This window comes from Vibrio sp. 10N.261.45.E2 (assembly GCF_002875705.1).
GTDB lineage: Bacteria > Pseudomonadota > Gammaproteobacteria > Enterobacterales > Vibrionaceae > Vibrio.
Genome location: NZ_MCZZ01000025.1, coordinates 39941 through 61860 on the forward strand (window position 1 = coordinate 39941; position 21920 = coordinate 61860).

Annotated in this window: 26 protein-coding genes; 20 read left to right on the plus strand and 6 right to left on the minus strand. The window is 44.6% G+C overall.

What is annotated here, in order from left to right; translation table 11 throughout:
• Positions 1-70 precede the first annotated feature (70 nt).
• The 4 genes from BCT34_RS01405 (at position 71) to norW (ending at position 4821) form a co-directional block, all read left to right on the plus strand.
• Positions 71-937 (plus strand): glycerol kinase, encoded by an 867-nt coding sequence (locus BCT34_RS01405; protein WP_076654081.1) that lies wholly within the window; start codon positions 71-73, stop codon positions 935-937.
• Between the two features lie 291 nt (positions 938-1228).
• A complete protein-coding gene (locus tag BCT34_RS01410; RefSeq protein WP_076654083.1) occupies positions 1229-1885 on the plus strand; it encodes a nitroreductase family protein in 657 nt (218 codons plus the stop codon).
• Positions 1886-2141: 256 nt separating this feature from the next.
• Positions 2142-3650 carry an anaerobic nitric oxide reductase flavorubredoxin gene (gene norV / locus BCT34_RS01415; RefSeq protein WP_076654085.1) on the plus strand — a complete coding sequence of 503 codons (1509 nt, stop codon included), beginning with the start codon at positions 2142-2144 and terminating at the stop codon, positions 3648-3650.
• A 1-nt stretch (position 3651) separates the two neighbouring features.
• Entirely contained in the window at positions 3652-4821 is a 1170-nt protein-coding gene (norW, locus tag BCT34_RS01420; protein ID WP_076654086.1) for an NADH:flavorubredoxin reductase NorW, read from the plus strand.
• A gap of 102 nt (positions 4822-4923) precedes the next feature.
• On the opposite strand, the gene gltS is transcribed toward norW, so the two are convergent.
• Together gltS and BCT34_RS01430 are read right to left on the minus strand one after the other, a co-directional pair.
• Positions 4924-6150 (minus strand): sodium/glutamate symporter, encoded by a 1227-nt coding sequence (gene gltS / locus BCT34_RS01425; RefSeq protein WP_076654088.1) that lies wholly within the window; start codon positions 6148-6150, stop codon positions 4924-4926.
• Between the two features lie 316 nt (positions 6151-6466).
• On the minus strand, positions 6467-6823 hold the full coding sequence (locus tag BCT34_RS01430; RefSeq protein WP_076654090.1) for a YibL family ribosome-associated protein: 357 nt from the start codon (positions 6821-6823) through the stop codon (positions 6467-6469).
• A gap of 313 nt (positions 6824-7136) precedes the next feature.
• On the opposite strand from BCT34_RS01430, the gene BCT34_RS01435 reads away from it, so the two are divergent.
• The gene (locus tag BCT34_RS01435; protein WP_076654092.1) at positions 7137-7934 is read left to right on the plus strand and encodes a DUF4344 domain-containing metallopeptidase; all 798 of its coding nucleotides are present in this window, start codon (positions 7137-7139) and stop codon (positions 7932-7934) included.
• 125 nt (positions 7935-8059) lie between these two features.
• Here BCT34_RS01435 and BCT34_RS01440 read toward each other — a convergent pair whose 3' ends face one another.
• Entirely contained in the window at positions 8060-8446 is a 387-nt protein-coding gene (locus tag BCT34_RS01440; protein ID WP_017070218.1) for a tautomerase family protein, read from the minus strand.
• 252 nt (positions 8447-8698) lie between these two features.
• Here BCT34_RS01440 and BCT34_RS01445 point away from each other — a divergent pair, with 252 nt between their 5' ends.
• From BCT34_RS01445 to BCT34_RS01515, 15 genes are all read left to right on the plus strand, one after another.
• A complete protein-coding gene (locus BCT34_RS01445; protein ID WP_076654093.1) occupies positions 8699-9319 on the plus strand; it encodes an LON peptidase substrate-binding domain-containing protein in 621 nt (206 codons plus the stop codon).
• Positions 9320-9429: 110 nt separating this feature from the next.
• Positions 9430-10077, plus strand: a complete 648-nt coding sequence (locus tag BCT34_RS01450; RefSeq protein ID WP_076654095.1) for a sigma-70 family RNA polymerase sigma factor — start codon at positions 9430-9432, stop codon at positions 10075-10077.
• On the plus strand, positions 10070-10750 hold the full coding sequence (locus BCT34_RS01455) for a ChrR family anti-sigma-E factor (RefSeq protein WP_076654096.1): 681 nt from the start codon (positions 10070-10072) through the stop codon (positions 10748-10750). The genes BCT34_RS01450 and BCT34_RS01455 overlap by 8 nt, the downstream gene beginning before the upstream one ends.
• A gap of 131 nt (positions 10751-10881) precedes the next feature.
• The gene (locus BCT34_RS01460; protein ID WP_076654098.1) at positions 10882-11829 is read left to right on the plus strand and encodes a DUF523 and DUF1722 domain-containing protein; all 948 of its coding nucleotides are present in this window, start codon (positions 10882-10884) and stop codon (positions 11827-11829) included.
• Positions 11826-13241 carry a deoxyribodipyrimidine photo-lyase gene (phrB, locus tag BCT34_RS01465; RefSeq protein WP_076654100.1) on the plus strand — a complete coding sequence of 472 codons (1416 nt, stop codon included), beginning with the start codon at positions 11826-11828 and terminating at the stop codon, positions 13239-13241. The genes BCT34_RS01460 and phrB overlap by 4 nt, the downstream gene beginning before the upstream one ends.
• A gap of 14 nt (positions 13242-13255) precedes the next feature.
• Positions 13256-13687 (plus strand): nuclear transport factor 2 family protein, encoded by a 432-nt coding sequence (locus tag BCT34_RS01470; protein ID WP_076654102.1) that lies wholly within the window; start codon positions 13256-13258, stop codon positions 13685-13687.
• Entirely contained in the window at positions 13687-14418 is a 732-nt protein-coding gene (locus tag BCT34_RS01475) for an SDR family NAD(P)-dependent oxidoreductase (protein ID WP_076654104.1), read from the plus strand. The genes BCT34_RS01470 and BCT34_RS01475 overlap by 1 nt, the downstream gene beginning before the upstream one ends.
• A gap of 2 nt (positions 14419-14420) precedes the next feature.
• The gene (locus BCT34_RS01480; RefSeq protein WP_076654106.1) at positions 14421-15692 is read left to right on the plus strand and encodes an FAD-dependent oxidoreductase; all 1272 of its coding nucleotides are present in this window, start codon (positions 14421-14423) and stop codon (positions 15690-15692) included.
• The gene (locus BCT34_RS01485; RefSeq protein WP_076654109.1) at positions 15689-16495 is read left to right on the plus strand and encodes a DUF1365 domain-containing protein; all 807 of its coding nucleotides are present in this window, start codon (positions 15689-15691) and stop codon (positions 16493-16495) included. Before BCT34_RS01480 ends, BCT34_RS01485 begins: the two co-directional genes overlap by 4 nt.
• A gap of 118 nt (positions 16496-16613) precedes the next feature.
• Positions 16614-17894: a cyclopropane-fatty-acyl-phospholipid synthase family protein gene (locus BCT34_RS01490; protein ID WP_076654111.1), complete on the plus strand. Its 1281-nt coding sequence runs from the start codon at positions 16614-16616 to the stop codon at positions 17892-17894.
• Positions 17872-18393, plus strand: coding sequence for a DUF2878 domain-containing protein (locus BCT34_RS01495; protein WP_076654113.1), 522 nt, complete (start codon positions 17872-17874; stop codon positions 18391-18393). Before BCT34_RS01490 ends, BCT34_RS01495 begins: the two co-directional genes overlap by 23 nt.
• Positions 18394-18396: 3 nt before the next feature.
• A complete protein-coding gene (locus BCT34_RS01500; protein WP_076654114.1) occupies positions 18397-18972 on the plus strand; it encodes a chalcone isomerase family protein in 576 nt (191 codons plus the stop codon).
• Entirely contained in the window at positions 18969-19511 is a 543-nt protein-coding gene (locus BCT34_RS01505; RefSeq protein WP_076654115.1) for a DUF3833 domain-containing protein, read from the plus strand. The genes BCT34_RS01500 and BCT34_RS01505 overlap by 4 nt, the downstream gene beginning before the upstream one ends.
• 252 nt (positions 19512-19763) lie before the next feature.
• Positions 19764-20027 carry a DNA polymerase III subunit epsilon gene (locus BCT34_RS01510; protein ID WP_076654117.1) on the plus strand — a complete coding sequence of 88 codons (264 nt, stop codon included), beginning with the start codon at positions 19764-19766 and terminating at the stop codon, positions 20025-20027.
• Between the two features lie 131 nt (positions 20028-20158).
• Positions 20159-20398, plus strand: a complete 240-nt coding sequence (locus tag BCT34_RS01515; RefSeq protein WP_076654119.1) for an RNA-binding protein — start codon at positions 20159-20161, stop codon at positions 20396-20398.
• 150 nt (positions 20399-20548) lie between these two features.
• Here the strand turns inward: BCT34_RS01515 and BCT34_RS01520 are convergent, their stop codons facing one another.
• Genes BCT34_RS01520 through BCT34_RS01530 form a run of 3 tightly spaced genes read right to left on the minus strand, consistent with a single transcriptional unit; the run spans position 20549 to position 21791 of the window.
• A complete protein-coding gene (locus BCT34_RS01520; protein WP_076654121.1) occupies positions 20549-20893 on the minus strand; it encodes a ribosome recycling factor family protein in 345 nt (114 codons plus the stop codon).
• 11 nt (positions 20894-20904) lie between these two features.
• Complete coding sequence (locus tag BCT34_RS01525; protein ID WP_076654122.1) at positions 20905-21369, minus strand: OsmC family protein; 465 nt, start codon at positions 21367-21369, stop codon at positions 20905-20907.
• Between the two features lie 29 nt (positions 21370-21398).
• A complete protein-coding gene (locus BCT34_RS01530) occupies positions 21399-21791 on the minus strand; it encodes a GFA family protein (RefSeq protein WP_076654124.1) in 393 nt (130 codons plus the stop codon).
• Between the last annotated feature and the right edge of the window lie 129 nt (positions 21792-21920).

Sequence of the window (21920 nt, forward strand, 5' to 3'; positions counted from 1 at the left end):
TCTAACGCTATCGCATCATATATATCTCCAACACCCATCAGCTGATCACTCCGCTATTTGAGAAAAGACTATGTCAGACAAAATTTCCACCTCCGCACTCGCTAAACAAAAAGGCATAGAAGCTAAAGCTTTATTTAGCGATCTAAAAACAGCTGGCTATATAGTGCGTTCACAAGAGCGTTGGATTCTCACTGAACGGGGAGAAAGCTTTGGTGGGGAATATGTCGAACATAAGAAGTTTGGTGTCTTTATTGTCTGGCCTGAGAAACTGCTTATCGATTTGGACTCATTCTCAGGAAAAACACTCACCGCCACCCAGCTTGGTAGTGCCTTTCAACTCAGCGCAAAGAAAATCAATTTGCTGCTCAATGAGCTTGGTTGGATTACAAAAGAAGAAGACGGTTGGCACGTCACCTCTACAGGCTTAAAAGCCGGTGGTGAACAAAGAGAAGATAAAGCGACTCAAAACTTGTTCGTGGTATGGCACGACTCACTGGTTCGCAATAAACGTTTGAAGCAGTCTGTTGTTGAATTCCTGGGGCATGATGCTGAAAGCCACTCTACTGATGTGTCTTTCTCCAGTTTTCGTCAGAAATTTGAGGCAAAGCATCGTAGCTTAGATGGGCATTATGTTCGTTCAAAAGGAGAGCTGATCATCGATAACTGGCTTTATATGGCAGGAGTGGTTCATGCGTACGAGCGCCCGCTTCCGATATCAAAAGAAGTGATCAGCGATTTTTATCTACCAAGTGGCAAAGTGTACATCCAATTTTGGGGAACCGATTCTGCACCAATCACCGAAGATAAACGTGAAATCACGAGAGCAATCTATGAAGAGCATGGTTTTGGCTTAATCGAAATCACGCCAGAAGACATCCCGAACCTAGACAGCGTACTTCCTCCATTATTGCGCCAATATGGTATCAAGGCGTACTAAGCGACTGAATCTAGAGATTCCACCTCAATTAAGATCACATAAATCGAATCATTATGGACATTATTAACCATAGTGATTTGATATGTTCGCTATTTTTCCCGAGTCATTCTTCTATTATCTTACACCCATCGACTTGAGCTACCGCAGATACTCGATTTATTGGGGCATGTTCGATAACTATTTAGACGTTCAATCTATTGAGATTCGTTTAAATTCGTTATCCGTTTATTGTTGACGTGACTGAACATAAAACCCTACAACATTTATTCTTGATAGATATTAGGATTCAACATGACTCATCCAATCATTACTGATCTAAACACTCGTTACACAGCTAAAAAATACGATGCAGAAAAACGCATCTCTGCGGAAGACATGGAAGTAATCAAAGAAGCACTTCGTTTGTCAGCTTCTTCTATCAACTCTCAGCCTTGGAAATTCATCATCATTGAGAGTGACGCAGCAAAACAACGCTTCCACAATACTTTCGAAAACATGTTCCAGTTTAACCAACCACATGCAAAAGAAGCGTCACACACGATCCTGTTTGCTTACGATCCTAAGTATACAAAAGAAAAATTCGCTAAGCGTGCAGATACAGAAGTAAGCTCAGGTCACCTACCGGCTGAAATGTACGAGCAATTCTTAGGTGCTTACGCATTTGCAGAAATGAACACTGACGAAGCGGGTTTCAACGGTAACTGGACTAAGTCTCAGGTTTACATCGCACTAGGTAACACGCTACACACACTAGCTCGTCTAGGTATCGCTTCAACACCTATGGAAGGTGTGGACGCTAAAATGATCAGCGAAGAATTTGCTGACGAACTAGAAGGTCACGTTGTTGATGTTGCACTCGCTATCGGCTACCACAAAGATGGCGAAGACTACAACTACGGTAAACCAAAAGCGCGTCTAGCTCTTGATGAAGTCGTTACTACGCTGTAACAGCTGACACAAACAAATCGCACTGCTTTATTTGGCCAGACTCATGTCTGGCCTTTTTTGTATCAGATATTCATCCAAGCAACTACCACTTAGTCATAAAGACACATTGGATGTATTTTGATTACAAAGATGAAGATGTCATAAAGACACACCACAGTGTTAAAAAACCAAACAAACATCAATAAAACAGCTACTTAAAAACATGGCACAGCTAATGCAATGAGAGCCTTAGATATTTCAATAAGGTATTATCATTATGACTATTCACGTTAAATCAAATGTTCACTGGGTCGGCGTCCACGATTGGGAAACCGAACACTTCCATGGTAAGGAATACCACATGAACAAAGGTACTAGCTATAACTCGTACCTGATCCGTGAAGAGAAGACCGTGCTTGTCGATACTGTCGATCATCGCTTTACTGAGCAATTCCTTGCAAACCTTGAGATGGAGATCGATATCAACGACATCGACTACATCATTTGTCAGCACGCTGAAGAAGACCATGCAGGTGCCCTTTCAGCGCTATTAGCCAAAATTCCAAACACGCCTATCTACTGTACTGAAGCGGGTGTGAACTCGATTGTTGGTCACCACCACCAGCCAGACTGGAATTTCAGAACCGTAAAAACCGGTGACACACTTGATGTCGGTAACGGCAAGCAACTGATCTTCGTAGAGATGAAAATGCTGCACTGGCCAGACTCAATGGCTACCTACTTAACAGGTGACGAAATCCTGTTTAGTAACGACGCCTTCGGCCAGCACTACTGTGATGAGAACCTATTCAATGACCAACTAGACCAAGTCGAATTGCATGAACAATGTCTACGTTACTTCTCGAATATCCTGACTCCGTTTGCGCCGCTGGTAAAAGCAAAGATTGAAGAAGTACTGAGCTTAGGCGTGCCCATCGATGTTATTGCAACTTCTCACGGCTGTATTTGGCGTGACAATGCGACCCAAATCGTTGAGCAATATTACGAATGGTCGAAAGCCTACAAAGAAGATCGCATCACAATTGTCTATGACACTATGTCGAACAACACTCGCATGATGGCTGATGCTATCGCTAAGGGGATCCGAAAAGGCAGCCCAGAAACGGCAATCAAGGTGTTCAATATTTCTAAGCACGACAAGAATGACATCCTTGCCAATATCTTCCGTTCAAAGGGTGTGCTCGTTGGATCATCGACCATGAACAATGTGATGATGCCGCAGATCGCAGCCTTGCTTGAAGAGATACACGGCCTTCGCTTTTCTGGAAAAAGAGCAGCAGCTTTCGGCTCTTCAGGTTGGACTGGCGGCGCAGTAAAACGCATTGATGCTCGCCTACGTGAAGCGAACTTCGAGGTTAGCGCACCACAACACATCCACTGGAAACCTGACACAGACGCCCTTCGTCAATGCATCGATTACGGTATGACACTGGCTGAAGTTTGGCGCACAGATGCGAGTGAGGTTAGTGAACCTAAGCTAGTTGAGCGCAGCGTAAAGAAAATCGACACTCCAGACAATCAAACAGAGCAAGTGACAGCGCCAGAAGCGGTTACCCCTGACACAGAAGCACAACACACAGATGTACAGTCAGCTCACAGCGCAGACTGCACCTGTTGGCGCTGCACTGTTTGTGAATGGGTATACGACCCACAGCTGGGTGAACCCTACCAAGGCGTTGAACCGGGCACACCTTGGGCACAAGTGCCTGATGATTTTCTTTGCCCAGAATGCCATTTAGGTAAAGAAGTGTTTGTGGAGAAGTAACATGTCGAACATTGTGATTGTGGGTGGTGGTTTCGCCGCCCTACAAACCATAAAGATGGTACGTAAGATTGATCAAGCTATCGCGATTACCATGATCACCGCCGATACTGGGGTTGAGTATAGTAAGCCGAATCTTTCACACGCGTTTAGCCAAGCACAAACACCGGAATCCATGACCGTTAATAATGCTCAGCAATTGGCTGAACAGTACAACGTCGTCATCAAAACCGGGGCTTTTGTCAGTGACATCGATACCAAGCAGCAGTGTGTTCATGTTGACGGGCAAACTGTCCACTATTCGAAGTTGGTATTAGCAACAGGCGCGACGCCTTTCATACCACCAGCAGAAGGGCTTAAACACAGTGAGACCATCACGTTAAATAGTTTAGAAGAGTTCGAAAAACACAAAGCTCAGATCGACGACGCTCAGCGCATCACTGTAATTGGCGGGGGCTTGATCGGGGTAGAGCTCGCATTCGACCTTCAAACAGCGGGTAAAGATGTCACGATTATCGAACCCGCGAGTTATCTGTTGAACAGCCTTGTGCCGCCCTTTGTGTCACTCGAACTGGAAAGAGCGCTAACAAAAGCCGGGGTTACCGTGGAAACAGACTCTGCGATTTGTCGAGCGACTTACTTACCCGATGGAGTAAGGCTGCAAACGACCGCTTCTCGATTGATACGAACGGATACCGTGATTGCCGCAGCAGGATTAAGGCCAAATACGGCTTTAGCAACGCAAGCAGGAATAGTGGTAAACCGAGGAATTGTGGTCGATGACACTTTGAAAACCAGTGCCAACAATGTATACGCGATTGGTGACTGCGCTGAAATTGAAGGGCGTGTGATGGCTTATTTGCAGCCCGCCATTTTGTCGGCAAACGTGTTGGCGAAGCAGCTGATTATGGATAAAGGTGAGATCAAAGTGGGCGAAGCAAAGCTCAGCCTGCCTCATATGATCACCAAGGTGAAAACACCGAGTTACCCGATTCAGCTCGCAGGGCGTGATATTCACACCGCTCAGAGCTGGGAAACTCGATTCGATCCTAAAGGCATTATCGCTAAAGGCTTCAATGAAGATAACCAGCTGGTTGGATTCATTGTCACGGGAGAGCATACCAAAGCGGTATTCCCTCTACTCAAGGAACTCCAAACGAGTTGCCCTGCATAAACTGCAGAGCATTCGCTAGATAATAAAAAAGCCAGTCAACTGACTGGCTTTCTTGTATTCATATTAGTGCGATGAGCTCATGTATTTAAGCAAAGGCGAACATTAACCAATAAAAGAGATGTAACCTTGTAGGATAATCAGGTTAACGATATCAATGAAGAAAGCACCGACGATTGGCACTACCATGAACGCCTGTGGCGATGGACCAAAACGGTTCACCAAAGAGCCCATGTTCATTACCGCTGTTGGTGTTGCACCTAGGCCGAAACCACAGTGACCACCCGCCATAACCGCAGCATCGTAGTTAGAACCCATTACTTTGAATGTCACAAAGTAAGAGAAGAGCCCCAACACCACAGCTTGAACTGCAAGGATAACCAAGAACGGAATCGCAAGGTCAAAGATGTTCCAAAGCTTGAGACTCATTAGCGCCATTGCTAGGAATAGTGACAATGACACCGTACCAAGAATATCAACCGTTTCGCTGTCTGTTTTGTGCAACTTGGTCACTTCAAAAACGTTTGTGATGAACACACCGATAAACAACGCGTAAACGAAGTCTGGAATCATCAACCAAGAAATTTCAAAAGTCGCCACCCACTGCTCTAAGTACTTCGCACCTGTGATACAGATAAGAAGGATGAACAACACTTCAATCACCTTCTTCGCCGTCACTTTGTCTTCTTCATACTCGTTGTAAGTAACCAGTTCAGGGAAACGTTCGTGCGTTTGCGTGCCAGTGCCATACTCAGATTCAAGCTGGTTTTTATCAATCAGCTTTTGCGCCACTGGGCTACCGATAATACCACCGATGATCAAACCAAAGGTTGCGGAAGCCATCGCGATTTCAAGCGTATTTGCAATACCAAATGTGTCTGCAAAAGTTTGAGACCAAGCAGCACCCGTGCCGTGCCCACCCGAAAGCGTGATAGAGCCAGCAATCAAACCCATCAAAGGTTCAAGACCTAGTGCCGTTGCTAAGGTTACGCCTACACCGTTTTGGATAATGATGTAAACCGAAGCGACCCCTAAGAATAGGAATACCTTGGCACCACCTTTCATCAGCTGCGTGTAGTTAGCCGCAAGGCCGACCGTTGCAAAGAACATCAACATGAAGGTGTTCTGCAAGGGCAAAGAAAACTCAAGATCAAGGCCGTTAAAGTGCAGGGCTGTAATAGCAAAAGCGACAATCAAGCCGCCGACAATGGGCTCTGGGATGTTGTACTTTTTGAGAACCGGAAGCTTTGCATTGACGAAATGACCTAGAAACAAAACACTAATCGCGATTAGGAAGGATTCTAGTGGTCCAATTGAAATTAATTGATTCATATAACCTCTATTTTTTTACGTTCTCATCTTCCCTAATGAGTCTAGTTTTATCTGTAATTATTTGTGCTGCTCTACCTATATTTATACAAACTGGAGAGAAATTGTGGATTCGAAAAGCGAACACATTACTGCGAACACTTAGTGCCATGTTAGTAGCACGTTAACTTTTAAAGGAGATAAAAGGATTTGTGACAACAATCACCTCCAAAAAGTTGAAAACGGCGTGAGTATTCTTGCCGCTGACTCTGCTTTTTTAGTACCTAAAAAAGCAAAAAGGAGCTATTGCTAGCTCCTCTTTCATCACCATCGCTGGTAATTAGAATTTTTTCGGTGCGTAACCAGTCATAACCTCAATGCGAAGTTCTTTGCCGATCTTCGTCATTGGGTGAACAACTACCAGTCCTTTAACAGACTTTTTAAGTTTACCCATATCCGCTTGCTCAGCCTTAGTAATTTCACGGCTAAATGGCATATCAATCAGAGATTTACGCTCTTGATTCACATCGTAGCTTTCTTTGTGTTTAAGCTGGGCAATTTTCTTAGTTAGCTTTTTAATCTCTTCCTCAAACTGACGAACAACAGGACGATCATTACGAGTTTTAGCAGCATCTAACTTGTGGCGACACTTGTCTAGACGGTTGTTAATTTGTTGAAGTTCGTTTTTAACACTCATAATAATTTCCTAAGATTAAACAAGCCAATTCGGATTGGGGCGCGGAGTATAGCACAAGGGTTCACTTGAACCGAAATTTATCTGTTCATTACCAACAGAAACGAATCACATCGATACCGAACATTCATCTCACCTATTCTTTGTGGTGAGTCTCTAAAACAAATTATTCATTGATAGGATAGCGCCTACTTCAAAAATTGCAGTCCTCGATACATCAAAACTCCGTCTAAACTTATACTCTAACGCAATAAATAAATTAGGGCGCTCGCCCCAGTAACAGCTCCGATTCTCAGCATAATCAAAAGGATAGCCGATGACATTATTGAAACGAACACTGACCTACAGCCTAGCCCTGAGTTCAATGTTTGCCGCAACTTATGCATCTAGTGAACAAACAACCCAAAGTAACCTGATCGTCGAGTTCTCTGCCCCGCAAAATGCCGAAGAAGAGCAGCTCAAACGCGAGATACAAAACAGTGGCGTTAATGACACCGTGATTGACCTATCAAACCAACTTTTTATGTTTGAGAATCCATTAACCATTCAATACGGTGGGGAAGAAGGACCACTCTACGATCCACAAACGCATCAAGTGTTGATTCCCTATAGCTTTTACGCTGATTCAGTCAATTACTTTGAGAAAAACCAATACGAAAAAGAGTATGGAAAGTCGGCACAAACTGGCGCTATCGATACCTTATTACACACCCTACTGCACGAAGCTGGGCATGCGTATATCGAAGACCAGAACATTGCCATATTAGGTAAAGAAGAAGATGCCGTTGATAACTTGGCCACGGTGCTACTGCTTAACTACGTAGAGCATGGATCCGATGCCGCTATTAGCGCAGCAGACATGTTCGCTTTCGAGTCAGAAGATCGCCCGGAATATTACGACATGGGAGAATACATCGACGAACACAGCTTTGATCTACAACGTTACTTCTCCACCTTATGCTTGGTGTATGGCAGCGACCCTGATGCTTTTAAAAACTTGCTCGATGAAGTAGAAAACGACTACTTAAAAGATAGAAAAGAGTTCTGTGTCGAGCACTTTGACGTGATAAATGAAAATTGGCATCGGTATTTAAAAGAAAGTGACGATAGTTAAAAAGCAGTCTCGATGACTAAAAAGCGGCTTTGGCATTAAATGCCAGAGCCGTGATTGGATAGTTTGGCTTAAGTCTTACGTTTTAAGAGTTAAGAGTTAAGAGTTAAGAGTTAAGAGTTAAAACCCTAGACCTTCACTTTATACTTCAGATCTTGTGCTTCATCGCCCGTCATACCTCGGAATCCCCAGCAGTGCGATGGCTGTTCTTTAATGGTGATTTCTATATCAATAGGAGAGATAGCTAACTGCTTCTCTATTTCCGAAAATATCTTCTTAATTAAGCGCTTCTTAGTATTTACCGCTCGACCTTCCATCATATTAATTTCAATGACGGTATAGGCTTCCGTTCTTCCCTCTGGATAAAAGAAGTCGTCTCGTTCCAATGGCACAAATCGATGTGCTCGCTTGTCATCGGGTAAACCCATCTCACTATTCAAGCACTGCTGCAACACATTTGAGAGCTGCAACTTAATCGGATTTAAACACTCTTTGATACCATAAATAACAATCATGACCATTCCTTTGATGCGATGTTAGGTATAGAAGAACGTTAGATAGAAGCACCTTCTGGCAACTATCCATTCGCTTACTATTTGTACATATATTACCTAATGACGCGCATGAAAAAAGGCAAAAACAATGAATTTATGAACAAGTGCAACAAAATACCTATCCCTTTACAAACATAAGCCAAAGCGAATTGATCGAACACCACCCTATCCGCGTATATCTTCTCAAATCACATTCGAACTAAGGAGTGCTATGTGCCGAATTCACCTAGGAAGACCACGCGGAAAGACGCCAAACAAGAAACACCCGTAGAGTCTTCTCTAGAACTCGCTGTGTTTCCCCTGCCCGTCTTTCTCTTACCAGGGGGTAGACAAAGGCTGCGCATTTTTGAGCCCAAATATCTCGCAATGGTTGCTCATGCCGCTCAGGGTGATGGTTTCATTATTGCCACTCAAGACAACACTAATTCTGAACACCTGAGTTCATGGGGGACGAAGGTAACTATCGTTGACTTCAACATGTCTGATGACCAAATCTTGGAAATTGATGTCGAAGGTGAAAGGTTGGTTCAACTTCATGATTCGCACCGAGACAGTGATAACCTGATCAAAAGTAACTACAGTTTGTTACCTCACTGGCCAGCTCATGAATACAAAGTACCCAACGTTTTTACCGCATTTTTGGTTCAGTTGTTTCGCGATCACGACTCGATAAGAACGCTCTACCCCACTCCAGATTTCGAGAGCCCACAGTGGATCTGTGCGCGATTACTCGAAATGATGCCTATTCCTTTGGAAAAGAAAACAGAATTTACTGAACCAGCTAGCTTTCCGTCTCTAGTTCCCTTTTTGAATCAAATCATTACGGGGCAATAAACACTTTTCTTCACTATAATTTTGTATAGTGGAAATTAATTTAAATAAAAGTGATCCCAATCTTCTCCCTTCGCGTAGTGCCTACCAAATTCGCATGATGGTTAGTTACTATGCAAGTGGAAAGCAGAAGTTCAGGGAACGGCAAGGAGCATGTCATTATCCCAGATAAAAAAGCACAGACAGACAACAAAGTCCCAGCAGAGCTGTCGAGCTGGCTGGTTTTAGTTGGCTCAGACCGAGACAAGCAGGCTTTTACCTACTTGTTTAAGTTTTTCGCTCCTAAGATAAAGCGCTTTGGAATCAGTAAATTGGGCGGAGAAGCCGCTGCCAATGAACTCGTTCAAGACACTATGACGAACGTTTGGAAGAAAGCACATCTTTATAATGAAGAGAAAGGTGCAGCAACTACGTGGGTCTACACCGTCATGCGTAATGCTGCTTTCGATATGCTTCGCAAAGTAAAAGCGAAAGCTGAGCAGACAATAGCTGACGACATTTGGCCATTTGATGCCATGGTGGCGGAATCTCAAAGCGAAGATTTACCCTTTGGCGACCACTTGATGAGCCGTCACGTAATGACTCAAATCGAGAAGTTGCCTCTTGCTCAAAAGACCATTGTTAAAGGCGTCTACTTTCAAGAACTTTCTCAAGAGCAACTCGCTCAGCAACTTGGCGTCCCACTTGGAACCGTAAAATCACGTCTAAGACTCGCTTTAGCCAAACTTAAGGTTCACATGGGGGAACAAAGCCATGATTAAACATCACCCAAATGCAGCAATTCTGAAAGGTTTCGTCGATGGAACGCTAGCAGACTCAGTGTCCTTGATTGTATCTAGCCACGTCGAACTGTGCGAACACTGCCAACAGCAAGTAAGTCAGATTACAGCCGAGGCTGCGAACCATGCATTTGAAGCTCAGCCAGCATTTTCAAATGAAGAGTCAGGCAACTTTTCGTTTGACGATATGGATTTTGACTTCGATGCAATAGAAGCAATCACAGCCGATGCTTCCCAGTCAGTCGAAGTGACTCCTGAAGTCAATCAAGTGACCGTAGCAGACACCACGTTTACGGTTCCGCGCGCGATCAATTCAATTGCGAGAAAAGACTGGATGAACCTAGGCAAAATCTCACGAGCAAGACTCGATTTTGAAGACGAATCTCTTCATACCAGCCTTCTTCACATTGATAAAGGTGGCCAGGTTCCTTGCCACACACACAAGGGCTTTGAGATTACTCTTCTATTGGAAGGTAGTTTTGAAGACGAAATGGGTGTCTACAACAAGGGCGATTTCATTTGGCTAGACGGTAACCATACGCACCAACCAGAGACCAAAGAAGGGTGTGTTTGTCTAACCGTTTCAAGCGATGCATTACACTTTACTAAAGGCGTAAGCCTGCTGTTCAACCCGTTAGGAAAATACATTTACTAGGTTCATCACAAGAATGAGAAAGTGGGCTAGGAAAGGCAAAACTTTTTGGACTACAGTATTCTATATAAGATAGGCAACAAGCCACATACAATAAAAATAGCACTGAGCACAAAAGCGAAAGGAATGGACCAATGGATAAAAAAATAAAAATAGGCATTAGCGCATGTGTCGCTGGTCATAAGGTTCGATTCGATACAGGGCATAAGCGATCTCGTTTTTGTACGGAAGACCTAGCAGATTACGTCGAACTAGAGCCAGTGTGCCCAGAAATGGCGGTTGGCTTACCGACACCTCGACCGACAATTCGTCAAACGAGAATGCTTGACGACATCATCCACGTTTCTCGCCCTGATGGATCAGGGGACGTGACCAACGAGTTGATTGAGTTTGGCCAAACTTATTCAAAAAACAATCAACATATTGCAGGTTTTATCGTGTGTCAGAAAAGTCCGACCTGCGGTATGGAGCGCGTGAAGGTGTACCACCACCATGGCCGTGGTTCTGAATCGACAGGCGTAGGCATGTTCACACAACAAGTTATGGACGGTAACCCGTTACTACCTGTTGAAGAGAATGGTCGCCTAAACGACCCTATTCTGCGTGAAAACTTCATGACACGAGTGTTTACCTACCAAAAGTGGCTCGATCTGGTCGATGAAGGTATTACTAAGCACAAGCTGATTCAGTTCCACAGTGCTCACAAATATCTAGTAATGTGCCATCACGTCGAAGGTTACAAGAGTCTGGGTAAGCTTCTAGGCGGGAATGATCTTGAAATCGACGAATTGGCCACTCAGTACATCGAAGGCTTGATGACTGCATTGTCACATCATGCCAATCGAGGCAGTCACGCAAATACCCTGCACCACTTGCAAGGTTACTTTAAGAAGCAGCTGAGTAGTGCTCACAAACAAGAGCTTACCAACCAGATTGCTGCATTCAGAGAGGGCGTAATTCCGTTACTAGTGCCGCTGACACTGATCAACCACTATCTAATGGAGTACCCAAACGAGTACTTGGAATCTCAGGTTTACCTGAACCCTCACCCACAAGAACTTAAATTGAGATACGGATATTGAGCGACATTTTATGGATACGACGAGACCTGAGGATTCACGATAACCCAGCGCTCGTCGCAGCGATTGAAAACGGCGTATCGACCGCTGTTTTTATTTCAACCCCACAGCAATGGAAGCTGCATCACCTAGCACCAATCAAAGCCGATTTCATTCATCGCCATCTAAAGCAACTCGAATCCCAACTCGCGGAATTCGGTATCACTCTGCTGCACCTCAAAGCTACCGATTTTGACGACCAATCCAAACAGCTGACCGACTTGTGTCAGCAGCTTGGTAGCAAATGCGTCTACGCCAACTCAGAGCCAGAGGTCGATGAGCAAGCTCGCGATCAAAAACTGATATCGAGTGGCCTCAATCTTCTGATTAGTGATTGTGATGTAATGCTTCCATTAGGTAGTGTTCTCAACAAACAAGGTGAGATGTTTAAAGTCTTTACGCCATTTAAGAACGCGTGGCTAAAAGAAGTACAGATGAAAGGCATCATCTGCAGTCCAGCTCCAGTTGTACCGACTGAACGTTCACAAGAACAGCTTCCAGACGATTTAAAGTCCTTAAAAATCTCCGCTGACTATGATTTCGACTTCCCTCAAGTTGATTCAAGCCGTTGGCCACTGAGCCAAGATGTCCTGAGTAACGTGATTCCCAACTTCCTAGGGAGTAAGGTCAACGATTACGCGCGACTGAGAGACATTCCCTCTGTTAAAGGAACATCCGGACTGTCGCCTTATTTGGCTATTGGTGCTGTGAGTCCACGTTGGTTAGCAATTCAACTGATTCAGCAACAGCCCGACCTGTTATTTGACACACAACTGCCAGCCTTTTCTTGGCTCAATGAACTGATTTGGCGAGATTTTTATAAGCACTTGATGTTCCACCACCCTAAGTTGGTCAAAGGTGCGAACTTTCAGCAGAAATACAATGGTTTAGATTGGTATCACGATCACCCTAGCTTCAAAGCTTGGTGCGAAGGAAAAACAGGGTACCCATTGGTTGATGCAGCCATGCGTCAGCTCGTTGAGACAGGCTGGATGCACAACAGGCTAAGAATGGTGGTGGCAAGCTTCTTGACCAAGCACCTGCTTATTGACTGGCGCTGGGGCGAGCGTTTCTTTATGTCGCACCTGATCGACGGTGATTTTAGTGCCAACAATGGTGGCTGGCAGTGGGCTTCAAGTACTGGCTGTGATGCTCAACCTTACTTCCGAATTTTCAATCCCATCACTCAGAGTGAAAAGTTTGATCCAAAAGGAATTTTTATTCGTAAGTACATACCAGAGCTGCAAAATATACCGGATAAGCATGTACATTTTCCACATGACTTTATCGCTAAAAACGGAATAGACAGCGAATACTGGCAACCCATCGTTGAGCACAAAGAAGCACGATTGAGAGCCTTAGCCTTCTTCAAATAATTAGAGTGAATATTATGGATAACTCTCTATGGCTTGATAACTTTCTCAACATGTATCGAGAACTCGGAACTGACAATTTCGACGTGCTTAAGACGGTTTATCACCCTGATATTGAATTCCAAGATCCGCTGCATCATGTCAGCGGTATTGTGGCGCTGACTCACTACTTCGAAAATCTCTATACACAGGTAACGAGCTGCTACTTCCACATCGAACACACCTTTGAAGTGAACAACGAGGCTTCTGTCTATTGGACAATGCAATTCGCTCACAAGCAATTGAACGGTCAAAAGCCAATCGAAGTACAAGGACACAGCCATATCAAGATGCTTGACAGTCAGGTCATCTATCACAGGGACTACCTCGATGTCGGCTCCATGTTGTACGAACATATTCCAGTGTTAGGCTGTGCAATTAAGTCCATCAAAAAGAGAGCGAGCCGATAATGCGTATTATGATCACAGGCGCGACCTCAGGTATCGGCCAAGCCCTCGCGAAAGATTACGCTCAGCAAGGGCATCAGGTCATTGCCTGCGGTCGAAACCAAGACAAACTGCAAGCCCTAGTCGATTCGCACGAGACGGACATTGCGGACTCATCGATTACACCGCTCTGCTTCGACTTAACGGATTACAACAATTTTCCAGAACTGGATGAAAGCCAGTCACTCGACCTGCTGATCTTGAACGCGGGAGATTGCGAATACATCGACGACCCACTAAATTTCGATGCCGAACTTTTCGAGCGCGTTATCAACATCAACCTAATTTCAACTGGCTATGCCCTTAAGGCTTGGTTAAAAAACATCAAACCCGGCGGTCGCTTGGTTTTAGTCAGTTCCAGCGCCAGTTTTTTACCTCTACCAAGAGCAGAAGCTTATGGCGCTTCAAAAGCAGCCCTCACCTATTTAGGCAGAACACTGGCGGTCGACTTAGCCGATCACAACATTCACGTCTCAATTGTGCACCCAGGCTTTGTTGAAACGCCATTAACCGAGCGAAATACGTTCTCTATGCCTATGATTATTAGTAGTGAGGCCGCAACTCAGCGAATCGTAAATGGTATCGCTCAAGGAAAGAGTGAAATCGATTTCCCAAGACGATTCATCATGTTGATGAAGCTACTAAGAATGCTTCCAACTTCAGTTTGGCAAAAACTCGCTTCAAGGATGGTATAACAATGAAGAAAATCGCCATTATTGGTTCAGGCATCTCTGGACTCACTTGCGCGCACATATTAGATAAACACCACGACGTAACGGTATTCGAAAAGAATGATTATGTCGGGGGACACACCGCCACCGTTGATATTGAACATCAAGGCTCGGCTTTTTCTATCGACACCGGTTTTATCGTGTTCAACGATCGAACCTATCCAAATTTCAATCAGCTACTCGAACAGCTGGGGGTTGAAAGGCAACCCACTGAGATGAGTTTCAGCGTTCATAACACCACCACCAAGTTTGAGTACAACGGCCACAGCATCAATTCATTGTTTGCACAACGTAGCAATGTTTTCAAACCTCAGTTTTGGTCTTTGATTTCTGACATTCTGAAGTTCAACAAGCTCTGCAAAGCCCAGTTTGAAAGCAATGAATTCACACCGGATGTTACCCTTGGCAATTTCTTACGCGACAATCAGTTCTCAGACTTTTTTAGCCAGCACTACATCTTACCGATGGGCGCGGCTATTTGGTCAACAAGCCTTGAAGATATGGAAAAATTCGAACTCAAATTTTTCATCCAATTCTTCTACAACCATGGGCTTCTAGATATTGCGAATCGCCCACAGTGGTACGTGATTCCAAAAGGTTCTCGTTCTTATGTTGAAATCATCCTTTCACGCTTGAGTAAGCCTGTTGCACTGAACACATCAATTAAACAGGTAACTCGCCAAGAAACGGGCGTCACGATTGAATTTGAAGATGGCAGCACACAAAACTTCGACGAAGTGGTATTTGCCTGTCACTCAGACCAAGCATTACGTCTTCTAGGCGACGCGACAGAACAAGAGCAGCAGGTGCTGGGCGAAATCCCATACAGCCGTAATGAAGTGGTTCTGCATACCGATACCCGCTTATTACCAGACAGGAAACTGGCATGGGCAAGCTGGAACTACATGTTAGATGGCGACAGTAAACGACCAGCGTGTGTCACTTACAACATGAACATTCTGCAAGGTATCGAAAGCCAAGACACCTTCTGTGTCACCTTGAATCAAAGTGAAGCCATTGATCCAGAAAAAATCATTCGCAGCTTCGTTTATCATCACCCCGTTCTTAACTCGAACACCGTTGAAGCTCAGCACAAGCGCGAGCAAATTTGTGGCAAAAACCAGACTCACTTTGCAGGCGCGTATTGGTACAACGGGTTCCATGAAGACGGTGTCCACAGTGCACTCGATGTGACCAAGCGCTTCGGTTTAGATTTGAGTACGAGTTCAGCGCTATGAACAGCCAAACCCTAGCACCCGATATGGAGATCGCATCCGAAAAGAGTGAAGAGCTCAGTGGTATTTATTGGGGTAACGTCAGACATCGCCGTTTTGGCGACATCACGCATGAATTCAGTTATCAGCTTTATATGATGGGGCTCGATCTTGATGAACTGCCCCAAACCACATCGCGTAGTGCGCTGTTCGGAACTCGATGGTACAACCCGATTCGCTTTGTCGAATCGGATTATCTCGCTGAAAAAAAAGAAAATGTCACCACAGATGAACCAAAATCACTTAAGCAACGTATAGCTTCCAAAGTGCAGGAACTTGGTGGGGTTTGGTCTGATTCAAACCACGTGACGATGCTGGCTCAATGCCGATGTTTAGGCATCTATTTTAGCCCAATCAACTGTTTCTTCTGTTACGACGAAACTGGGGATTGTAAGTACATGTTGGCTGAAGTGAGCAACACACCTTGGCGACAAAGACATTACTACCTCATCGACATGCACCAAGAGTTGAAAGTTAAAAAAGAGTTTCACGTTTCGCCGTTCATGGACTTGAACATGACTTATTTTTGGAAGATCAAGCCACCAGCGAAAAGTACGTTAGTCCATATCGAAAGCCGCCGAGACGACAAGCTTTTCGATGCGACACTGGCTCTGACGAAACAGTCAGTAACTAAGACAAACATTAGACGAACGGTATTTAAGATTCCGGCGATGACGATAAAAGTCGTGATGGGAATTTATTATCAGGCTCTCAAATTATTCCTGAAAAAAGTACCGTTTGTGGCGCATCCAGACTCAACGTCTTAAGCGCCTTCACAGCAATTAGATAATAGAACTCAATTGAAGCTTGGGTTCGCTCCAACCAAGGAGCAAAACTCAGCTTAGTTGGCACAAAATATTAGAATGAGTTATCAGCGAGGTTTACATGGAACAGCTTGCCAAACAAAACAACAACATTGAACAACAAGCTAAAGCCGTTGCTGTTTCAAGCAACTGTAAATATCGAGCTTTAATCTTCAAGGTTTTAGAAAGCCTGCAATTCGCGACGCTTGAGATCATTGAGCGCGACCAGCATTCTGTGTTCGGCGATCGAGAAGCAAACTTGAAAGGTCGAATCGTGATTCATGACGCGACCTTTTTTAGAGATGTCGTCATCAACGGCAGTATCGGCGCATCTGAAGCGTACATCGATGGTAAATGGACCAGCCCAAATCTGACGCGCGTGATTCAAATCATGGCTCGAAACCAAGCTCAATTGGATGAGCTTGATGATAAGACGCAATGGATTTCTCGCATCAAAAATCTGTTGTTACGTCGTAAAAATGCCAATACCGAACAAGGCTCTAAACGAAATATTCTTGCTCACTACGATATCGGCAATGAGCTGTATGAGCGTTTCCTAGACAGCTCAATGCAATACTCGTCAGCAATCTACAGTGAAGAAGCAGAAACCCTATCCAAAGCTCAGCAGAACAAGATGAGAACGATTTGCGAACGCTTAGAGCTGTCTGAATCAGATAGTGTGGTTGAGATAGGTACTGGGTGGGGTGGCCTGGCCATATTTATGGCTCAGCATTACGGATGCAAAGTGACGACAACTACTATTTCAGATGCTCAACACGCTCTCGCAGAAGAGAGAGTAAGAGCACTCGGCTTAACCGACAAAATCACCCTCCTCAAAGAGGATTATCGAAACCTCTCTGGCGAGTATGACAAACTGGTCTCTATCGAAATGATAGAAGCGGTCGGACATGAATATCTAGAGACCTTCTTTGAAAAGTGTTCTTCATTATTAAAGCCTTCGGGAAAAATGTTGATTCAAGCGATCACCATCGCCGACAGTCGTTACGACAAATACCGTAAAGGCGTCGATTTTATTCAAAAATACATCTTTCCTGGCGGCTGTTTACCTTCAGTTTCAGTGATGACCCAGCATCTCGCGACTAGCACAGACCTTGTGGTCCAAGAAATTGATGACATAGGCCTGCACTACGCTCGCACACTCAACGACTGGAATGTCGCCTTCGAAAACAGCTGGGAAGAGCTCGAATCATTAGGCTATTCAGAAGAGTTCAAGCGCTTATGGATCTTCTACTTCTGCTACTGTGAAGGCGCATTCAAAGAGCGAGTGATCAGCACTCACCACCTAGTTGCTAGAAAACCTCGTTACTTTGGAGCAAAAGATGAAACGGTTTTGGATTATTAATCTCGTTCTGTTTCAAGCGACCTGGGTTTGCAGCGCATTCTTTACCGCGCAAGCCCCGTTCGTGGCGCCACTGCTTGTGGCCGTTCACTTCTTTCTCTCCCCTACTCGCAGTAGCGATCTAAAGATACTCATACTATTACCGTTGGGGTTATTGCTTGATAGCCTCTTACTCCACTTCGGCGTGTTTGCCGTCGACTCTGAAATCGCTAATCAATCGTGGTTCCCTGTGTGGCTTATCTGCCTGTGGATCATGTTCTTAATCAGTTTTAACCACAGCCTAAATTGGCTTTTAAAATGCTCGAAAGTGATCTTGTTTGTCATAGGGTTCGTAGCAGGTACTAGTAGTTATTGGGGAGGCATCAAAGCGGGCGCCCTTCTCACTACTTGGCCAGATGCATCGGTAGTCGCTGCCCTTGCAATAAGTTGGGGAATTTTGTTGCCCCTACTGGTGGCCGCCTACTCCAACCTAATACAACCGAAAATGGCAATAACGAGGTGACTTATGGCTTATCCACGCAACCCGACACAGGCGCTCAAATCTGAGAGCGTTAATGCTCGCGCTCATCAGCAAGCAAAAAACACACTTCTAAGCTTTATCACTCTCTCGTTAATTTTTGCTGTGCTGCTATTTTCCGGACACGTCAAAGCCTCTGCCGTCGATGATTTGAGCAAGCGCGGAGAGGGTGAAATGAGTTACCTGTTTTGGACCCTCTATTCTGCCGAGTTCTATACCGCTCCCAGCGGCTCTGAGCGAGCGTTAAAGATTGAATATTACCGAGCGATAGATAGCGAAGACCTTGTGGATGCCACTGAAGATCAGTGGAACAAACTCGGTTACTCCAACAGCAACATCCAACGTTGGTTAAAACCCTTGTATGCAATGTGGCCTAACGTTGAAGAAGGAAGCACACTTACCATCCGCGTTGCAGAAGACAACGTGAGTCGTTTCTACTTCGATGAACAACCCATTGGCACTATTCAAGACAAGAACTTTGGTGATGCTTTCCTTGCAATTTGGTTATCTGAAAACACCTCCGAGCCCGGTCTTCGTAAACAACTTCTAGGTCTGAATAAATGAACCCAAAAACAACAATAACCAAATTTGCTTTGGCACTCTTTTCACTGACTTGGCTAGTCGGGTGTGGCTCTGCAAGTTTAGACAGCCACGTAGACACAACGCCAGAGCTCAAGCTTGAATCCTTCTTTGATGGTGAGCTAATGGCTTACGGCATGGTACTCGATCGCTCTGGTAATCTACTGCGCCGCTTTGATGTTAAACTCATCGCGACGTGGGACGGCAACAACGGAGAGATAAAAGAGTGGTTCTCTTTTGCTGATGGCGAGCGCTCTACCCGCATTTGGAATCTAATTAAAACGGGTGAAAACACCTACTCTGGCACCGCCAATGATGTCGTAGGTACGGCTTACGGCGAAACTCAAGGATCTGCCCTCTATTGGAAATATGACCTAGAGATTGAAGTGGACGGCAGCACCTATGAAGTGGTGCTCGACGATTGGATGTTCTTGATTGACGACAAACGATTGTTCAACAAAACGGAAATGTCCAAGTTCGGCTTTAAAGTCGGAGAGGTCATCTTATACATAGAGAAGATTTGATTTAACCGCCATTTCTGGTTCTCAGTTTCAAAGACGACGGCCTTCAACTCAAACAATTCCACGACAAAACAGCCCACAATGAAAATTGTGGGCTGTTTTGTTTAATCCCTCGAATAGCATGCCTGCATGACCAAGCCTCTATGCTAAGATGCGCCACCAGCATACAAATGGGCTAGACTCTCAATAAGCAGTCCCCATTTGTTTCGCTAAGCGTAGATTCCCTACCATGAATAATTGAAAAGGCTTTAAAGCATGAGCAAGTTGACCTCAGCGGAGCGTAAAGCTCGCGACAATGAACGTTTCTCACAACGCGTAAACGACCGCAGAGAAAAAGGTGAAGACGTAGTTGCTTACGCACTGACCAACAAAAAAGCTGTAAAATTCCTGACTAAGTCAGAGAAGAAACGTTTAAACGAAATGAAGGCGACTCTCCAAGAAGAGAAGCGAGTTAAAGAACAAGAAGAGCTTAACCGAATCGAAGACGCGTTCACGATCAAACAGTTCGACGACGAATAATCACTTATGATTACTCAAAAGCGCTAGTTCTGCTTAGAAAACCTAGGCAAGCGTGCTCTTAAATTATTATGTCTGAGTGAGTACAAAAGTGTGCGACAATACTCAGCGTAAATTCATATTCAAGGTTTATTATGAAACTTCTAGTTCGTAACCTATCGCGCTCTACTTCTGAGCAAGACATCCGTGTACTATTTTCTGAGTTCGGTTCAGTAAAAGAGTGCAGCCTAGTTTTAGACCAAGAGACTGGCGACTCAAAAGGCTTTGCTTTTGTTGAAATGCCAGAGCAAGAAGAAGCTAAAGCAGCACTGAACAAGCTAAACATGACTAAGCTTGGCAAAAACACGATTCGTGTAAAAGTAGCTAACTCTTAATCGAGTAAACGCTTTGTGAGCCGCATGGCTTAGCTTAACAGCAGCACAAGCACAGATGATAAAGCCCGTAACGATATTACGTTTTTCAGCGCAATATCGTTACGGGCTTTTTGCTGCTCGCGATTCTCTTTTCACACAGTTCAAATACGCCTACAGCCCTTCATGTTCATCAATGGCACGTCTGGCTTCTGCCATTGAACACCCAGACTCCATCACTAACTGAGCGACCGTCATTGAGGGTGTTGCCGCCAACAGCGAAGCCAAACACACCACAGGTTTAGGCAATACTTTGTCGATTGCGATGACTATCCACTGATGAGCCTCATCTGATAAGTGTTCTTTTAACTCTAAAAGCTGCTGTTCTTCTCCAATGAGTAACCAATTTCGAGAACGGCGAATACGTTTTAGCTGACAACCACACGCCCCCGCATATTGCACAATGATTGTTTTATCTGGAACTCGGTGAACAAAGCTATTTAAAGGAACAGAAAACATAGGCCACTAATTTAACGAATTTCGATCACGATTTCCGTTTTTACGGAGTTCGCTATAAAGCAGTTTTTATGCGCTAAATGATGAAGTTTTTCAAGTTGTTTAGTCGTTGGTACTTTCGAACCTAAAAATACAATCTCAGGTCGCAGAGTGACCTTAGTGACAGACGAGCGGCCAGATTCATCTTCTTCCAGCACACCAATCGCATCATCGACATAAGAGTCGATCACGTACTTCTGCTGAGCCGCAATGCCCAAAAAAGTCAGCATGTGGCAGCTAGAAAGTGCCGCGATAAAGGCTTCTTCTGGATCAACATTCTCAGCCACCGAAAACGGCAGTGGCACCACATGAGGAGAAGATGAAGCAGGCACAGTAACTCCGCCATCAAATTCCCACGTATGACCGCGACTGTATTGGTTATCGCTAAAAACCTCATCGTACGCTTTTTGCCAGCGAATGACCGCTCCATATTCAGACATAATTAATTCCTTTTATATTGTGTAACGACTTAACGGTCAGCAGGATGATTAACGCCATCATTGGTCACCACATCACCAATATCAAACGGGTTTACTCCTTCCAAACAGCCGATGTTAAAACCATATTCGTTTGGGCTAGAACGGCGTTGATGGTGAGTATAAATTCCGCAGTTCGAGCAGAAGTAATGCTTAGCGGTGTTGGTATTGAATTGATAAAGCTTGAGGTGCTCTTCGCCTTTGATGATCTTAATGCCGTCCAGCGCCACAGAGCCCACTATCGCACCTTTGCGACGACAGATAGAGCAATCACAACGGCGCGGCTTTTCTATTCCGTTAGGTAGGCTGAGTTCTAATTCCACCGCACCGCAGTGACAGCTTGCCTTGTGAAAAGGTTGGATAACCGTGTTACCGACTACTTTCATTTTTCTCTCCAATCACGTCCTTGTATTCGAACTATTTTAACGAGAACCATTTACGTTGTCCGGAATGAAGCTTTAAATTTAGCACTTCCAGCACAATCAACTGATCGACAAAGTCATTAACAATTCTCA

Bases quoted from the DNA above. Each gene is read 5' to 3' on its own strand.
- BCT34_RS01405 (WP_076654081.1), top strand. From the start codon at position 71: ATGTCAGACAAAATTTCCACCTCCGCACTCGCTAAACAAAAAGGCATA.
- BCT34_RS01410 (WP_076654083.1), top strand. From the start codon at position 1,229: ATGACTCATCCAATCATTACTGATCTAAACACTCGTTACACAGCTAAA.
- norV (WP_076654085.1), top strand. From the start codon at position 2,142: ATGACTATTCACGTTAAATCAAATGTTCACTGGGTCGGCGTCCACGAT.
- norW (WP_076654086.1), top strand. From the start codon at position 3,652: ATGTCGAACATTGTGATTGTGGGTGGTGGTTTCGCCGCCCTACAAACC.
- gltS (WP_076654088.1), bottom strand. From the start codon at position 6,150: ATGAATCAATTAATTTCAATTGGACCACTAGAATCCTTCCTAATCGCG.
- BCT34_RS01430 (WP_076654090.1), bottom strand. From the start codon at position 6,823: ATGAGTGTTAAAAACGAACTTCAACAAATTAACAACCGTCTAGACAAG.
- BCT34_RS01435 (WP_076654092.1), top strand. From the start codon at position 7,137: ATGACATTATTGAAACGAACACTGACCTACAGCCTAGCCCTGAGTTCA.
- BCT34_RS01440 (WP_017070218.1), bottom strand. From the start codon at position 8,446: ATGATTGTTATTTATGGTATCAAAGAGTGTTTAAATCCGATTAAGTTG.
- BCT34_RS01450 (WP_076654095.1), top strand. From the start codon at position 9,430: ATGCAAGTGGAAAGCAGAAGTTCAGGGAACGGCAAGGAGCATGTCATT.
- BCT34_RS01455 (WP_076654096.1), top strand. From the start codon at position 10,070: ATGATTAAACATCACCCAAATGCAGCAATTCTGAAAGGTTTCGTCGAT.
- BCT34_RS01460 (WP_076654098.1), top strand. From the start codon at position 10,882: ATGGATAAAAAAATAAAAATAGGCATTAGCGCATGTGTCGCTGGTCAT.
- BCT34_RS01470 (WP_076654102.1), top strand. From the start codon at position 13,256: ATGGATAACTCTCTATGGCTTGATAACTTTCTCAACATGTATCGAGAA.
- BCT34_RS01475 (WP_076654104.1), top strand. From the start codon at position 13,687: ATGCGTATTATGATCACAGGCGCGACCTCAGGTATCGGCCAAGCCCTC.
- BCT34_RS01480 (WP_076654106.1), top strand. From the start codon at position 14,421: ATGAAGAAAATCGCCATTATTGGTTCAGGCATCTCTGGACTCACTTGC.
- BCT34_RS01485 (WP_076654109.1), top strand. From the start codon at position 15,689: ATGAACAGCCAAACCCTAGCACCCGATATGGAGATCGCATCCGAAAAG.
- BCT34_RS01490 (WP_076654111.1), top strand. From the start codon at position 16,614: ATGGAACAGCTTGCCAAACAAAACAACAACATTGAACAACAAGCTAAA.
- BCT34_RS01495 (WP_076654113.1), top strand. From the start codon at position 17,872: ATGAAACGGTTTTGGATTATTAATCTCGTTCTGTTTCAAGCGACCTGG.
- BCT34_RS01500 (WP_076654114.1), top strand. From the start codon at position 18,397: ATGGCTTATCCACGCAACCCGACACAGGCGCTCAAATCTGAGAGCGTT.
- BCT34_RS01505 (WP_076654115.1), top strand. From the start codon at position 18,969: ATGAACCCAAAAACAACAATAACCAAATTTGCTTTGGCACTCTTTTCA.
- BCT34_RS01510 (WP_076654117.1), top strand. From the start codon at position 19,764: ATGAGCAAGTTGACCTCAGCGGAGCGTAAAGCTCGCGACAATGAACGT.
- BCT34_RS01515 (WP_076654119.1), top strand. From the start codon at position 20,159: ATGAAACTTCTAGTTCGTAACCTATCGCGCTCTACTTCTGAGCAAGAC.
- BCT34_RS01520 (WP_076654121.1), bottom strand. From the start codon at position 20,893: ATGTTTTCTGTTCCTTTAAATAGCTTTGTTCACCGAGTTCCAGATAAA.
- BCT34_RS01525 (WP_076654122.1), bottom strand. From the start codon at position 21,369: ATGTCTGAATATGGAGCGGTCATTCGCTGGCAAAAAGCGTACGATGAG.
- BCT34_RS01530 (WP_076654124.1), bottom strand. From the start codon at position 21,791: ATGAAAGTAGTCGGTAACACGGTTATCCAACCTTTTCACAAGGCAAGC.